We start from the raw sequence: 13,986 nt of genomic DNA on the forward strand, positions 1-13,986 counted from the left end.
GGGGCAGCCCCGATGGCCGCCTCCCCATGACGCCAAGTCGTACCCCGCCTCCAGCAGCCTGCGCTGCCGGAACCGCCAGGTGCGTCCCACACGGAGCAAGGAGTTATATGAAACTGGCCTGGATTCTCTGGCTGTCGCAGTTGCTGCCGCAGCCGGCCGCTGATTCATTGTGTTTGAGCACCACCGTTTACCTGGAAGCCCGCGACCAGACCCTGCGTGGGCAGCAGGCGGTGGCCGAGGTCGCCCTGCGTCGCCTCGACAGTGGCCTGTGGGGCGACTCGATGTGCCAGGTGGTGACCGCGCGCAAGCAGTTCGCCCCCACCATCGTCTCCCCCGGCACCCAGCTGGGCAACGATGCGGCGTGGAGTGAGGCGATGGACGTGGCCTTCGACGCCGAGCGCAACTGGGCGCTGCCAGCCGGCGAGCGCCGCGAGATCGTGCCTGGCGCCAGCCACTTCGCTGCGCTGGCCATCGCCAGCCCGAACTGGCGCAACGCCTATCAGGTGGCCACCATCGGCGATCACACCTTCTACAAAGTGCAGAACCTCAAGCCCCGGCAGTCGTAACGATCCGTTGCCGGTGGCAGCGTTGCCGCGTGCGGCTGGGCTCTGGGATAGTGGTGGTTTCCCGCCACACCCCGCCTGGAGTTCCCATGAAGCTGTACAGCAAGCCCGGTGCCTGTTCCACCGCCGACCACATCGCCCTGCAGTGGACCGGCCAGCCGTTCGAGGTCGAACTGCTGAACAAGGACACCCTGAAGGGTCCGGAATTCCTCAAGATCAATCCGGCCGGCGCGGTACCGGCGATCGTCGATGGCGACTTCGTGCTGGTGCAGAACGCGGCGATCATGGGCTACATCGCCGACAGCTACCCGCAGGCCGGTCTCGGTGGCGATGGCAGCCCGCGCCAGCGCGCTGAAGCCACCCGCTGGCTGGCCTTCGTCAACTCCGACGTGCACCCGGCGTTCTCGCCGCTGTTCGCGCCGGGCAAGTTCATCGCCGATGAAGGCCAGTACGACGCGATCCGCGCCGCGGCGCACAAGCGCCTGCGCGCCCTGTTCGAGACCGCCGACAGGCAGCTGGCCGACAAGCCGTGGCTGGCCGGCTTCCGCAGCTTCGCCGATCCCTACTTCTACATCACCCTGCGCTGGGCGGCCGGCACCAAGGTCGACCTGTCGGGCCTGGACAACCTCGCCGCCTACAAGGCGCGCATGGACGCCGATCCGGGCGTGCAGGCGGCGCTGAAGGCCGAAGGCCTGGCCTGATGGAACCGGGGTCGGAGCCGTTCGCATCGCGAACGGCTCTGACCCCATCGGCTCCATCGACGCTGTCAGCCGATTTCGCGGATCACTTCGCCCTTCGCATCGCGCAGGAACGTCGGCACCACTTCAACCTGCAACGTGCTCGACACCGTGTAGGTTCCGCGTTCCGGCCGCACGTCCTGCCAGGCCTGCAACGCCGCGTCGTCCAGTAGCCAGCGCACGTTGTCGCTCTCCACCGCGGCGGCGCCATCGGTGGCAGGCATGAACTCCCATTGCCGTTCGCGGCTGACCAGCGTCAGTGCCTTGCCGTGGCGCAGGCGCAGTGGCAGCAGTTCACCCACGCTGCCGACCTGCCCTGCCCCCAGCACCAGCGTGGTGATGCCGGCCGTCTGCCGCCAGTCCAGCGTCTCGATGAACAACATGCCTGTACTGGATCCCTCACGCTCGCTGCCGGCCTGCACCTGCGCGGCCAGCGCCGGATCATCCAGCAGGTTGCCGCGATGCAGATCGGTGATCCACAACGACATCGCCGGCTCGAGCACCTGCAGCACACCGCGCGTGGACCAGCGCTTGATCGCGCCCATTTCCTCATCGGTCAGCCCCACCACCTGCAGGAACTGCAGCTGCCCATTTGCGGTATCGCGCGCGGGCAACTGCAGATCGGCAATGAACGCCAGATGGCAGAGACGGGTATCGGTCTCCAGCGCGATCGGGCCGTTGGCGTTGAGGTGATGCCCATCCTCGAACACATTGCCGCTGCTGAACACATAGCGCGCCAGATTCTGCAGCAGGTTCATCGGCCACGCAGGCGGTGTGCTGTCCGCATGCTCACCCTTGTCGGCAGCCAGGCGGAACGTCAGCTCGAAGCCGTAGCCACTGGTGGCCGCATCGCTGCTCTCTTTTGCATACAGTTCCGACAGGCCGTAGGTGACGTAGTGCCAATGCGGAACCGGTGCCTCCGCCCAGTACACGCTGATGCCGTCGAGCGGATCCTGGCCACCCAGCGTGTACGGCAACGCGGTACCGAAGTGACGCGGCTCCTGGCCGGCGTACAGCGGCGCCAGCGCGGCATTGATCGCATCCCAACCGGGTGTATCGGTGTCGTCCTGCATGCGGGGCTCCTGGGCGGAAAAAGAGCGGACCACTTTACCCCGCGTGTCAGCCGGGCACGACCTCGGCGGTGACCGGTGCCAGCGATACCTGGATCTCCTGCCACCAGCGCTGTGCCAGCGCCGGGCTGCGCGCCTTGCCGATCGCGGCGATCATTTCCGGGCACAGCTTTTCCAGGGTGACCGCGTCGGTACAGCGCTCGATCTTCAACTGCATGAAGTAGCCTTTCAGGCCGAGATGGCGGCGCACGGCATCGCTCATCGCGTCGTACAACTGCTGGTACAGCGCCGGATCGTGCTCGCGGCCGCTGCACAGCCCGCGCTGTGCCGCAGGTTCGGCCCTGCCGCCGACCACTTCGATCAGGCCGAGTGCGGCCAATTGCTCCAACGCATCCTGCGGTGCGCGCAGTCCTTCGAACAAGCCGCGCAGTTCGCTTTCATCGCGCTGGCCGTCAACCATCAACAGGATCGAACGCAGCGCCGCCGGCAGGCGCCGGGCACGATCTTCGATCTCCTGGCGGCCAGCGGCCGTCTTGGCATGCAGCAGTGCCATAGCTCCCCCTTCCCACGATGCGATACGCATGCGCGCCCTTGCGGGCACGCTCCCCTGTTCGCCATCCCCGGATGGCACGCGCGTTCCCCGGCGCGTACCGCGTGTTGCAGGTCGATGACAGCCGGAGCTTAGCGCATGTCCTTCGCCCGAGGGGTAGTGCCGGCCGCTGGCCGGCAGCCCGCCAATCCCGAGGTTGCCGGCCAGCGGCCGGTACCACCTCTGATCATCGTCCCAGCGCGCGGCGGATCTCTTCCAGCGCCCCCGGGTCGTCCAGCGTCGACAGGTCGCCGGGGTCGCGCTGCTCGGCCAATGCCTGCAGCGAGCGACGCAGCAGCTTGCCCGAACGGGTCTTGGGCAGCGCGTTGACCACATGGATGTGCGCCGGTCGCGCCACCGCACCCAGCGAGGCGGTCACCGTGGCCATCATCTCGGCCACCACTGCGGCCGGGTCTTCGCCATCGAGCCCCTGCTTGAGGGTGACGAACACCAGCGGCACCTGCCCCTTCAATTCGTCCTTCACCCCGATCACCGCTGCCTCGGCCACGCGCGGGTGACTGGAGATGGCCTCTTCGATCTCACGCGTGCCCAGGCGGTGGCCGGCCACGTTGATCACATCGTCGGTGCGGCCCAGGATGAAGGTATAGCCATCGTCATCGCGGATGGCCCAGTCCAGCGAGCTGTACAGCAGTTCCTTGAAGTGGCTGAAGTAACTCTGCAGGAAGCGGCTGTCGTCATTCCAGACCGTGCTCATGCAGCCCGGCGGCAACGGCGGGGTCATCACCAGCACGCCCTTCTGCCCGGCAGCCACTTCTTCACCGGTGTTCTCGTCGATCACCTTCATGCGGTAGCCGAGATTGGGGAAACCCGGTGAGCCGAAACGCACCGGCTTCATGTCCAGCCCAGGCAGCAGGGTCAATGCCGGCCAACCGGTTTCGGTCTGCCAGTAGTTGTCGATGATCGGCTTGCCCAGCGCGTCGCTGATCCAGTGTGCGGTCGGTTCGTCCAGCGGCTCGCCGGCCAGGAACAGATACTTCAGCGCATCGAGGTCGTGCCGATGGATGAAATCGGCGTCGTGCTTCTTCAGCACGCGGATGGCGGTCGGCGAAGAGAACATCGTGCGTACGTTGTACTGCTCGCACAGCGCCCACCAGATGCCCGGATCGGGGTTGGTCGGCAGCCCTTCGTACAGCAGCGAGGTGCAGCCGCCGATCAGCGGGCCATACACGTTGTAGGAATGGCCCACGGCCCAGCCGACGTCGGAGGTGGAGAACATCACCTGTCCGGGCTTGCAGTCGAACACGGTCTGCATCGATTGCGCCATCGCCACCGCATAGCCACCGACATCGCGCTGCACGCCCTTCGGCTTGCCGGTGGTGCCGGAGGTGTACAGCAGGTAGCTGGGCTCGCTCGATTCCAGCCATTGCACCGGCACATCGGTTTCGCCGATCTGCGCACGCAGGCTGGCGTACTCGACGTCACGCCCTTCGATGCGTGGCTCGGCCGGGTCCAGCCCGCGCGAAACGATCAGCACGTGCGGCGGCGGATTGCTGGCCTCGGCGCAGGCGGCATCGACCATCGCCTTGTAAGGAATGAGCTTGCCACCGCGCATGCCGGCATCGGCGGCGATCAGCAGCTTCGGCTTGGCATCGTCAATGCGCAGCGCGAGGTTGTGTGCGGCGAAACCACCGAACACCACCGAGTGCACCGCACCGATACGTGCACAGGCAAGCATGGCGAACACGGCCTCGGCCATGTTCGGCATGTAGATCACCACGCGATCCCCGTGGCCGACACCAAGGTGTTTCAGCACGGCGGCGAAGTCGTTCACTTCGCGATACAGCTGGCGATAGGTGATTTCGCGGGTGCTGTTGGTTTCGGTGGAGATGGCGACCAGTGCGAGCTGGTCCGCGCGGTCGGCCAGATGCCGGTCGACGGCGTTGTAGCAGAGGTTGGTTTCACCACCCACGAACCAGCGCCGGAACGGCGGGTTGCTGTAGTCGAGCACCTGTTGCGGCGGCGTGTGCCAATGGATGCGCTTGGCTTCCTCGCCCCAGAATGCCTCCGGCTCGTCGATCGAACGGCGGTAGGTTTCCTCGTAGTTCATGACGCAGCCCTCCCAGACAAAGTCATGGTTCGAGCATAGTCCGGCACTGGCGCGTGGGCCGCCCTACCTTGGTAGGGGGTGTGTTGCCGGCAGGGCTGCGCCCTGCACCCGCAGAGGCGGAAGCAACGGCAACAGCAACAGCCGAAGCAACAGCAATGGCAGATTCCGGGGTTGGCGGGGAAGGGACAGATGGCGGGGGACGCTGCAAGTACGTCCCTGTAAGCTCGGTCGCGCCATCCCTGGCGCTCACGCCCCCGCCATCTGCCCCCTCCCCGCCTCCGACAATTTCCCTCCGCTGTTGGTGGGTGTCGACTCCCGCTGCTGTTGGTGGGTGTCGACCTTGGTCGACACGTAGATCCACGCCATGCGTGGATGCTCTTCGTTCACTTGTCGAAATATTCGATTCCGATGGATTTGATCCACGCAAAGCGCGGACAGACCTCCGTCACCGGAGATCTGTCGAAGGCGGGGTGGGTCCGGTTGCGGGGGTGTCCGCGGCATGGATGCCGCGGCCAAGCCCCCAGGGATGGGTTTACGGCGTCCCCCGCAACCGGACCCGCCCCGCCATCCCACGGAACCCCGCTGTTGCCGTTGCTGTTGCTGTTGCTGCTGAGGTTGCCGGCCAGCGGCCGGCACTACCGCGGGTGCAGGGTGCAGGGCGCAGCCCTGCCGAACACCCTACCCTTCTAGAACGGAGTCGCAGACTCGAACGCGAGCGCCTCGCCTGTCACCGGATGAGTGAACTGCAGCTTCCGCGCATGCAGGCACACGCGCTGCGCTGCCTCTGCGCCATACAGCACGTCGCCGACAATCGGATGACCGAGGCTGGCCATGTGCAGGCGCAACTGATGGCTGCGGCCGGTGATCGGTTCCAGTTCAACGCGCGTGCGTTGCGCCTCGATGTCACGCGACAGCACGCGCCACCGGGTCAGTGCCGGCTTGCCGCGTTCGTGGTCGACCATCTGCTTGGGCCGGTTCGGCCAGTCGACGATCAGCGGCAGGTCCACTTCACCGGCACCATCTTCCAGCAACCCCTGCACGATGGCCTCATAACGCTTGCCCACCTGGCGCTTCTCGAACTGCATCGACAGCGCCACCTGCATGTCCTTGCCGCGCGCGTGCAGCAGCAGGCCAGAGGTGACCTGGTCCAGCCGATGCACGGTCAGCGCATCGGCATACACCGCCTGCAACCGTGCGACCACGCAGTCCTGGTTATCCGCCGAGCGGCCGGGCACGGACAGCAGGCCGGCCGGCTTCTCGGCCACCAGCAGCGCGTCGTCGATGTAATGCAGAGGGATCATGTCGTTGCCAGGTGCTCCATACGAAAACGGGGAAGCCGAAGCCTCCCCGTTTCATTTCAGGCAGTGCCGGCAAGCTGCCGGCACAGACCGCATCAACCCAGCAGGTGGGCGACGCCGGCGCGCTCTTCTTCCAGCTCGGCCAGGGTCTTGTCGATGTACTTCTGGCTGAAGTCGTCGACCGGCAGATCCTTGACCAGGGTGTACTCGCCGTTCTCGGTGGTGACCGCGAAGCCGAAGATCACGCCTTCCGGAATGCCGTAGGAACCGTCGGACGGCACGCCCATGGTGACCCACTTGCCGTTGCTGCCCAGCACCCAGTCACGTACGTGGTCGATCGCTGCGTTGGCCGCCGAAGCTGCCGAGGACGAGCCGCGGGCTTCGATGATCGCCGCACCGCGCTTGCCGACGGTCGGGATGAAGGTGTTGGCGTTCCACTCCTGGTCGTTGATCGCATCGGCGATCGACGCACCGTCGGCGGTGGCGAAACGGTAATCCGGGTACATGGTCGGGCTGTGGTTGCCCCACACCACCAGCTTCTCCATGCCGGCGACCGGCTTGCCGAGCTTGGTCGACAGCTGGCTCAGCGCACGGTTGTGGTCCAGGCGCAGCATGGCGGTGAAGTTGCGCGGGTTCAGGTCCGGCGCCGACTTCATGGCGATGTAGGCGTTGGTGTTGGCCGGGTTGCCGACCACCAGCACCTTCACGTCACGCTTGGCGACCTTGTTCAGTGCGGCGCCCTGGGCGGTGAAGATCTTCGCGTTTTCCAGCAGCAGATCCTTGCGCTCCATGCCCGGGCCGCGCGGACGCGCGCCGACCAGCAGGGCGATGTCGGCGTCCTTGAAGGCGACTTCAGCGTCGTCGGTACCGACCATGCCGGCCAGCAGCGGGAACGCGCAGTCTTCCAGTTCCATCATCACGCCCTTCAGGGCGGCCTGGGCCTTGTCGACCGGCAGCTCCAGCAGCTGCAGGATGACCGGCTGGTCCTTGCCCAGCATTTCACCGGAGGCGATACGGAACAGCAGGGCGTAGCCGATCTGGCCGGCGGCGCCGGTCACGGCAACACGAACAGGTGCTTTCATGGGGATTTCCTCTGCTAAGAAGCTAAGTAGCGATGTGGGAGATGGCCGCACGGGCGGGGATGGGCCTGGCGGGGCGGCCGGAACGCAGAAACGGCCCCCTTCGCAGGGGGCCGTCCGGGTATTGGATCAGGCGGGAATGAGCTTGTTCCACTCACCCACGCGCTCAGCCTGGGCGGCGAGCAGAGCGTCGGTGTCGCCTTCCAGGGTGATCGAATGGATCACGTCGCCCTGCTTGACCGAATCGACGATCGCCTGGCCTTCCAGCACCTGGCCGAACACGGTGTGCTTGCCGTCCAGCCAATCGGTCTTGATGTGGGTGATGAAGAACTGGCTGCCATTGGTGTTCGGGCCGGCGTTGGCCATCGACAGCGAGCCGATCTGGTGCTTCACACCGTTCTTCTCGTCTTCGAACTTGTAGCCCGGGCCACCGGTGCCACGACCCTGCGGGCAACCGCCCTGGATCATGAAATCGGGGATCACGCGGTGGAAGATCAGGCCATCATAGAAGCCGCGCTTGACCAGGTTCACGAAGTTGGCGACCGTCAGCGGCGCCTTGTCGGCGAACAGCTCGACCTTGATCGGGCCCTGGGTGGTGTCGAAAGTGGCGATGAGGGACATGCAGATCCTTGGGATGCGGGGTGTGTAATCAGCCCCATAAGGATACACCTCCCCCGTGGCCCGGGCAGCTTCGACCATGGGCGCAGGCAGGCTCTTCAGCCCGCGGACGGGCAGCGCCGGGAGTCAGGCTGAATGGGGACTTCAGCAGTCCTGAAATCCAGGTTTTCGCCAATCGTCAAGTTCGACGTATAATGTTGGACTTCTTTTTCCAAATCCGGCGCCGACTGGCCCCCTTTCGTATGTCCATCGAAAATCTTCGCAACATCGCCATCGTCGCCCACGTCGACCATGGCAAGACCACCCTGGTCGACCAGCTGCTGAAGCAGTCCGGCACCCTGTCCGAGCGTACCGTCCTCGCCGAGCGCGTGATGGACAGCAACGACCAGGAAAAGGAACGCGGCATCACCATCCTGGCCAAGAACACCGCCATCACCTGGGAAGACAAGAAGACCGGTATCAAGAACCGGATCAACATCGTCGACACCCCCGGACACGCCGACTTCGGCGGCGAGGTCGAGCGCGTGCTGTCGATGGTCGACACCGTGCTGATCCTGGTCGACGCAATGGACGGCCCGATGCCGCAGACCCGCTTCGTCACCCAGAAGGCCTTCGCGATGGGCTTCAAGCCGATCGTCGTGGTCAACAAGGTCGACCGTCCGGGCTCGCGTCCGGAGTGGGTGATCGACCAGGTCTTCGACCTGTTCGACAAGCTCGGCGCCACCAATGAGCAGCTCGACTTCCCGATCGTCTACGCCTCGGCCCTGAACGGCTACGCCGGCCTGGAAGACACCGTGCGCGACGGCGACATGACCCCGCTGTACGAAGCGATCATGCAGCACGCACCGAAGCCGGAAGTGGATCCGGAAGGTCCGTTCCAGATGCGCATCAGCCAGCTGGACTACAACAACTTCGTGGGCGTCATCGGCATCGGCCGCATCCAGCGCGGCACCCTGAAGAAGAACATGCAGGTCGCGGTGATCGACCGTGAAGGCAAGAAGCGCAACGGCAAGGTCGCGCAGGTGCTGGGCTTCCTGGGCCTGGAGCGCATCGAGCAGGACACCGCCGAGGCCGGCGACATCGTCGCCATCTCCGGCATTGCCGAGCTGACCATTTCCGACACTCTGTGCCACCCGGACACCCCGGAAGCACTGCCGGCGCTGACCGTCGATGAACCGACGATCTCGATGACCTTCCAGGTCAACAACTCGCCGTTCGCCGGCAACAAGGACCTGTCCGGCGGCAAGTTCCTGACCAGCCGCCAGATCAAGGACCGTCTGGACCGCGAGCAGGTCCACAACGTGGCCCTGAAGGTCGAACAGCTGGAAGACGCCGACAAGTTCCTGGTCTCCGGCCGTGGCGAACTGCACCTGTCGGTGCTGATCGAGAACATGCGTCGTGAAGGCTACGAGCTGGCCGTGTCGCGCCCGGAAGTGATCATCAAGCAGATCGACGGCCAGGCCATGGAGCCGATCGAGCAGCTGGTGGTGGACATTGAAGAAGTGCACCAGGGTGGCGTGATGGAAAAGCTGGGCACCCGCAAGGGCCAGCTGAAGAACATGGAATCGGACGGCAAGGGCCGTGTGCGTCTGGAATACCAGATCCCCGCCCGTGGCCTGATCGGCTTCCAGAACGAGTTCAAGACCCTCACCCAGGGTTCGGGCCTGCTGTTCCACGTGTTCGACCATTACGGCCCGAAGGAACAGGGCGCCATCGCCAAGCGCCAGAACGGCGTGATGATCGCCAATGCCCCGGGTACCACCCCCGCGTACTCGCTCGGCCCGCTGCAGGAACGCGGCAAGCTGTTCGCTGCTGAAGGCGACAACGTGTACGAAGGTCAGTTGGTCGGCATCCACTCCAAGGACAACGACCTGACCGTCAACGCGATCAAGACCAAGCCGCTGACCAACATGCGCGCTTCGGGCAAGGACGATGCGATCCAGCTGACCCCGGCGATCAAGTACTCGCTGGAACAGGCCCTGGACTTCATCGAAGACGACGAGCTGGTCGAGATCACCCCGAAGGAGATCCGTCTGCGCAAGAAGTTCCTGACCGAAAGCGACCGCAAGAAGAACTCGCGCGGCGGCTGATCCAGCGAATCGTGAGCCAGAACGGCTACAACCCGGATCCGCATCGGCATCCGGGCCTCCATGTCATCGCCTTGCTCGAAGCGAGCAAGGCGATGCTGGCGTTGCTGGCGGCCACCGGGCTGGAAATCCTCGGCCCGCAACCGCTTCGCGACGGCGTCAATGCCCTGATCCGGCGTTTCAGTCTGGACCCGGATCACGGCACCCTGCCCTCGCTGTTGAATGCGATCAATCCCGACGCAGTGCACCTGGCCGCCGCAGCGATGATCGGCTACGGCCTGCTGCACCTGGTCGAAGCCTGGGGGTTGTGGAAAGCCAAGGCATGGGCCTCCTGGCTGGGCTGCCTGACCGCCTCCATCTACCTGCCCTTCGATATCTACGCGATCGTCCGCCATCCCGGCTGGGCCTCGTGGACGGTGCTGGCGATCAACCTGATCGTCGTCTACGTGCTGGCGCGCGACCTGCGCAAGCGCCGCCGCTGAGCAGCCGCTACACTGGGGATCGGAGCCGTCGAAGCTGCCCCATGCGCCTGTCCTTGCCGCCCCTCCTGACCTGTCTGATCGCCGCGCTGCCTGCGGTGTTTGCTGTTGGCTGCAGCCCGGCCACGCCCAGCGCCCACGCTGCCGAACCGGGTAGCAGCAACGTGCCCTTCGCCTACGCCGAGACCGAAGTCTCCGACCTGCAGGCACGCATGGTCGCCGGCGAACTGGACAGCACCACCCTCACCCACGCCTACCTCAAGCGCATCGCCACGCTGGACCGCGCCGGTCCGCGCCTGCGCGCAGTGATCGAGCTCAACCCCGATGCCCTGAAGGAAGCCGCCGAGCGTGATCGCGAGCGCCGTGCCGGGCGCCTGCGCGGACCGCTGCATGGCATCCCGATCCTGCTGAAGGACAACATCAACGCCGCGCCCATGGCTACCAGTGCCGGCTCGCTGGCCCTGCAGGGCTTCCGCCCCGGCGATGCCTACCTGGTCCGCCGCCTGCGCGAAGCGGGCGCAGTGGTGCTGGGCAAGACCAACCTCAGCGAGTGGGCCAACTTCCGCGGCAACGACTCGATCTCCGGCTGGAGCGCGCGCGGCGGCCAGACCCGCAATCCCTACCGCCTCAGTCATTCACCCTGCGGCTCCAGCAGCGGCAGCGCGGTGGCCGTGGCCGCCAACCTGGCCAGCGTGGCCATCGGCACTGAAACCGATGGCAGCATCGTCTGCCCCGCGGCGATCAACGGTGTGGTCGGCCTGAAACCGACCGTCGGCCTGGTCAGCCGCGAAGGCATCATCCCGATCTCCTTCAGCCAGGACACCGCGGGCCCGATGACCCGCAGCGTCGCCGACGCCGCCGCCGTGCTGACCGCCATCGCTGGCCGCGATGATGCCGACCCCGCCACCGCGACCATGCCCGGCCGGGCGGTCTACGACTACACCGCACGACTGGATCCGCAGGGCCTGCGTGGCAAGCGCATCGGCCTGCTGCAGACACCATTGCTGAAGTATCGAGGGATGCCACCGCTGGTTGAGCAGGCGGTCGCTGAGCTGCGCCGCGCCGGCGCCGTGGTGGTGCCGGTGGAACTGCCCAACCAGGGCGCCTGGGCCGATGCAGAACGCATCGTCCTGCTGTACGAATTCAAGGCGGGTCTGGAGCGTTATCTCAACACGTACCAGGCGCCACTGCGCAGTCTGGCCGGGCTGATCGCCTTCAACGAGGCACACAAGGGCCAGGAACTGGGCCTGTTCGGCCAGGAGCTGCTGCTGGAAGCCCAGGCGACCCCCGGCCTGGCCGATCCCGTCTACATCCGCGCGCGCAGCGATGCGCGGCGACTGGCGGGCCCGGAAGGCATCGACGCAGTGCTGGCATCGCAGAAGCTGGATGCGCTGGTCGCACCGACAACCGGTCTGGCCTGGCCCCTTCGCAGCACCGGCGATGACTTCCCCGGCGAGAGCTACAGTGTCGCCGCCGTCGCCGGCTACCCCAGCCTGAGCGTGCCGATGGGCCAGATCGATGGCCTGCCTGCGGGGCTGTTGTTCATGGGCACGGCCTGGAGCGAACCGAAGCTGATCGAGATGGCCTACGCGTACGAGCAGCGCACGCGCGCCCGACGCCCACCGCACTTCGATACCGATGCCTTGATCGAATCCGGCGACCCCTGACATGCCGGCCAGCGGCCGGCACTACCGATCCGACGGCTCCACTGGCGCGATGGCCGCCTCACCATCCTCCGCACCCGGCGATCGCACATCGGCGCTGCCTGCACGCCGCATCCGCGGCATATCCAGCTCATCGTCGCGCTGCAGGCGCGCGCGTACCTGCGGCAGCGATTGCGGATGCTCGCGCGCGAGGAAATCCAGCATGCGTTCGCGCACCAGGCAGCGCAGGTCGAACGCATCACCGGAACTGCGCGCACTGACCAGCAACCGCACCTGGATCGCGCGCTCGCTGGTCTCGGTCACCTGGGTCACGCACACCCGTCCATCCCACAGCGGCTGGCCCTGGCAGATGCGTTCCAGCTCGGCACGTATCGCCGCGATCGGTGCACGGTAGTCCAACCAAAGGAACGCCGTGCCGAGCAGATCGGCACTGCGCCGCGTCCAGTTCTGGAACGGGTGCTCGATGAACCAGGTCAGCGGCACCACCATCCGCCGCTCATCCCAGATACGCACCACCACGTAGCTGCTGCCGATCTCTTCGATGCGTCCCCATTCGCCCTCGACGATCACCACGTCATCGAGCCGGATCGGCTGGGTCACCGCAATCTGCAGGCCCGCGATCAGATTGCCGAACACCGGTTTGGCGGCGATACCCGCCACCAGGCCGATCAAACCCGCCGACGCCAGCAACGCGGTGCCGATCTTCTGCACCATCGGGAAGGTCAGCAGCACCAGCGAAGCACCGAGCACGATGATGCCGCCCATCAGCACGCGGCTGAGCACTCGCGTCTGGGTCTGGATGCGGCGCGCTTCGAGGTTGTCGGAGACATCGATCGGATGGCTGCGCAGGATCGCCCGCTCCCCCGCCGCCACCGCACGCACCAGCAACCAGATGAAGCAGGCGGTCAGGGCGATGTGCAGCACGCGCAGCAGTTGATCGAGCGTGTGTTCCGGCAATGGCGTGGCCTGCAGCGCCGGCACCAGCAACAGCACGGGCAGTGCAAGGGCCAGCGGCGGTCCGATCACCCGGCCGATGCGCGCACGGCGCCGGTCACGCCCGCGCAGGCGACGGTACAGTGCCAGTACGACCCAAGCGCCCAGGCCACCGACCACCAAAGCGGTTCCGATCGGCCACAGATACTGCTGCAGGTGTTGCCATATCACTGCGCATTCTCGCTGTCTGCATCAAGGAGCCAGCGTGGCGCATGCACCATGAGCGCGATGTCAGCCGTTCGTAAGCAGAATGTAGGCGGGGGTGTTCGGCAGGGCTGCGCCCTGCACCCGCGGTAGTGCCGGCCGCTGGCCGGCAACCTCAACAGCAACAGCAAGAGCAAAAGCCTGCATTCCTTGGGATGGCGGGGAGGGGACAGATGGCGGGGGACGCTGCAAGTACGTCCATGTAAGCTCGGTCGCGCCATCCATGGCGCTCACGCCCCCGCCATCTGTCCCCTCCCCGCCTCCGACAATTTCCCGCGGCTGTTGGCGGGTGTCGATCCCCGCTGCTGGTGGGTGTCGACCTTGGTCGACACGTAGATCCACGCCATGCGTGGATGCTCTTCAAATTCAATTCGAAATATTCGATTCCGATGGAAATTCATCCACGCATGGTGTGAATCCATCAGACACCGGACAACTGTCGAAGGTGGGGCGGTGTCGGATTGCGGGGCATCCGCGCCATGGATGGCGCGGCTGAGCCTACAGGGACGTACTTGCGGCGTCCCCGCAATCCGACAC

Annotated in this window: 12 protein-coding genes; 5 read left to right on the top strand and 7 right to left on the bottom strand. The window is 65.8% G+C overall.

Going from position 1 to position 13,986, the window contains the following annotated elements:
• Positions 1–107: 107 nt before the first annotated feature.
• On the top strand, positions 108–566 hold the full coding sequence (locus AB4Y98_RS17675) for a cell wall hydrolase (protein WP_025878087.1): 459 nt from the start codon (positions 108–110) through the stop codon (positions 564–566).
• Positions 567–652: 86 nt separating this feature from the next.
• Positions 653–1,264 carry a glutathione S-transferase N-terminal domain-containing protein gene (locus AB4Y98_RS17680; RefSeq protein ID WP_442244806.1) on the top strand — a complete coding sequence of 204 codons (612 nt, stop codon included), beginning with the start codon at positions 653–655 and terminating at the stop codon, positions 1,262–1,264.
• A gap of 65 nt (positions 1,265–1,329) precedes the next feature.
• Here AB4Y98_RS17680 and AB4Y98_RS17685 read toward each other — a convergent pair whose 3' ends face one another.
• The 6 genes from AB4Y98_RS17685 to AB4Y98_RS17710 form a co-directional block, all read right to left on the bottom strand.
• Positions 1,330–2,373, bottom strand: coding sequence for a suppressor of fused domain protein (locus AB4Y98_RS17685; RefSeq protein WP_442244807.1), 1,044 nt, complete (start codon positions 2,371–2,373; stop codon positions 1,330–1,332).
• A gap of 46 nt (positions 2,374–2,419) precedes the next feature.
• The gene (locus AB4Y98_RS17690) at positions 2,420–2,923 is read right to left on the bottom strand and encodes a hypothetical protein (protein ID WP_312787218.1); all 504 of its coding nucleotides are present in this window, start codon (positions 2,921–2,923) and stop codon (positions 2,420–2,422) included.
• A 223-nt stretch (positions 2,924–3,146) separates the two neighbouring features.
• The gene (prpE, locus tag AB4Y98_RS17695) at positions 3,147–5,027 is read right to left on the bottom strand and encodes a propionate--CoA ligase (RefSeq protein WP_442244808.1); all 1,881 of its coding nucleotides are present in this window, start codon (positions 5,025–5,027) and stop codon (positions 3,147–3,149) included.
• Between the two features lie 686 nt (positions 5,028–5,713).
• A complete protein-coding gene (locus AB4Y98_RS17700) occupies positions 5,714–6,328 on the bottom strand; it encodes an RluA family pseudouridine synthase (RefSeq protein WP_363730052.1) in 615 nt (204 codons plus the stop codon).
• Positions 6,329–6,420: 92 nt separating this feature from the next.
• The gene (locus tag AB4Y98_RS17705) at positions 6,421–7,407 is read right to left on the bottom strand and encodes a malate dehydrogenase (protein WP_025879435.1); all 987 of its coding nucleotides are present in this window, start codon (positions 7,405–7,407) and stop codon (positions 6,421–6,423) included.
• Between the two features lie 126 nt (positions 7,408–7,533).
• The gene (locus tag AB4Y98_RS17710) at positions 7,534–8,025 is read right to left on the bottom strand and encodes a peptidylprolyl isomerase (protein ID WP_089239021.1); all 492 of its coding nucleotides are present in this window, start codon (positions 8,023–8,025) and stop codon (positions 7,534–7,536) included.
• 239 nt (positions 8,026–8,264) lie between these two features.
• Between AB4Y98_RS17710 and typA the strand changes: the two genes are divergently transcribed.
• From typA to AB4Y98_RS17725, 3 genes are read left to right on the top strand one after another with little or no spacing between them, the layout of a single operon-like run.
• The gene (typA, locus tag AB4Y98_RS17715) at positions 8,265–10,112 is read left to right on the top strand and encodes a translational GTPase TypA (protein ID WP_442244809.1); all 1,848 of its coding nucleotides are present in this window, start codon (positions 8,265–8,267) and stop codon (positions 10,110–10,112) included.
• An 11-nt stretch (positions 10,113–10,123) separates the two neighbouring features.
• A complete protein-coding gene (locus AB4Y98_RS17720) occupies positions 10,124–10,591 on the top strand; it encodes a DUF2127 domain-containing protein (protein WP_312106276.1) in 468 nt (155 codons plus the stop codon).
• Between the two features lie 41 nt (positions 10,592–10,632).
• Positions 10,633–12,255: an amidase gene (locus tag AB4Y98_RS17725; protein ID WP_312106278.1), complete on the top strand. Its 1,623-nt coding sequence runs from the start codon at positions 10,633–10,635 to the stop codon at positions 12,253–12,255.
• Between the two features lie 21 nt (positions 12,256–12,276).
• On the opposite strand, the gene AB4Y98_RS17730 is transcribed toward AB4Y98_RS17725, so the two are convergent.
• A complete protein-coding gene (locus AB4Y98_RS17730) occupies positions 12,277–13,416 on the bottom strand; it encodes a mechanosensitive ion channel family protein (protein WP_312106281.1) in 1,140 nt (379 codons plus the stop codon).
• Between the last annotated feature and the right edge of the window lie 570 nt (positions 13,417–13,986).

This window comes from Stenotrophomonas sp. 2YAF26 (genome assembly GCF_052114625.1).
In the GTDB taxonomy this organism is placed as follows: domain Bacteria; phylum Pseudomonadota; class Gammaproteobacteria; order Xanthomonadales; family Xanthomonadaceae; genus Stenotrophomonas; species Stenotrophomonas indicatrix.

Bases quoted from the DNA above. Each gene is read 5' to 3' on its own strand.
- AB4Y98_RS17675 (WP_025878087.1), top strand. From the start codon at position 108: ATGAAACTGGCCTGGATTCTCTGGCTGTCGCAGTTGCTGCCGCAGCCG.
- AB4Y98_RS17680 (WP_442244806.1), top strand. From the start codon at position 653: ATGAAGCTGTACAGCAAGCCCGGTGCCTGTTCCACCGCCGACCACATC.
- AB4Y98_RS17685 (WP_442244807.1), bottom strand. From the start codon at position 2,373: ATGCAGGACGACACCGATACACCCGGTTGGGATGCGATCAATGCCGCG.
- AB4Y98_RS17690 (WP_312787218.1), bottom strand. From the start codon at position 2,923: ATGGCACTGCTGCATGCCAAGACGGCCGCTGGCCGCCAGGAGATCGAA.
- prpE (WP_442244808.1), bottom strand. From the start codon at position 5,027: ATGAACTACGAGGAAACCTACCGCCGTTCGATCGACGAGCCGGAGGCA.
- AB4Y98_RS17700 (WP_363730052.1), bottom strand. From the start codon at position 6,328: ATGATCCCTCTGCATTACATCGACGACGCGCTGCTGGTGGCCGAGAAG.
- AB4Y98_RS17705 (WP_025879435.1), bottom strand. From the start codon at position 7,407: ATGAAAGCACCTGTTCGTGTTGCCGTGACCGGCGCCGCCGGCCAGATC.
- AB4Y98_RS17710 (WP_089239021.1), bottom strand. From the start codon at position 8,025: ATGTCCCTCATCGCCACTTTCGACACCACCCAGGGCCCGATCAAGGTC.
- typA (WP_442244809.1), top strand. From the start codon at position 8,265: ATGTCCATCGAAAATCTTCGCAACATCGCCATCGTCGCCCACGTCGAC.
- AB4Y98_RS17725 (WP_312106278.1), top strand. From the start codon at position 10,633: ATGCGCCTGTCCTTGCCGCCCCTCCTGACCTGTCTGATCGCCGCGCTG.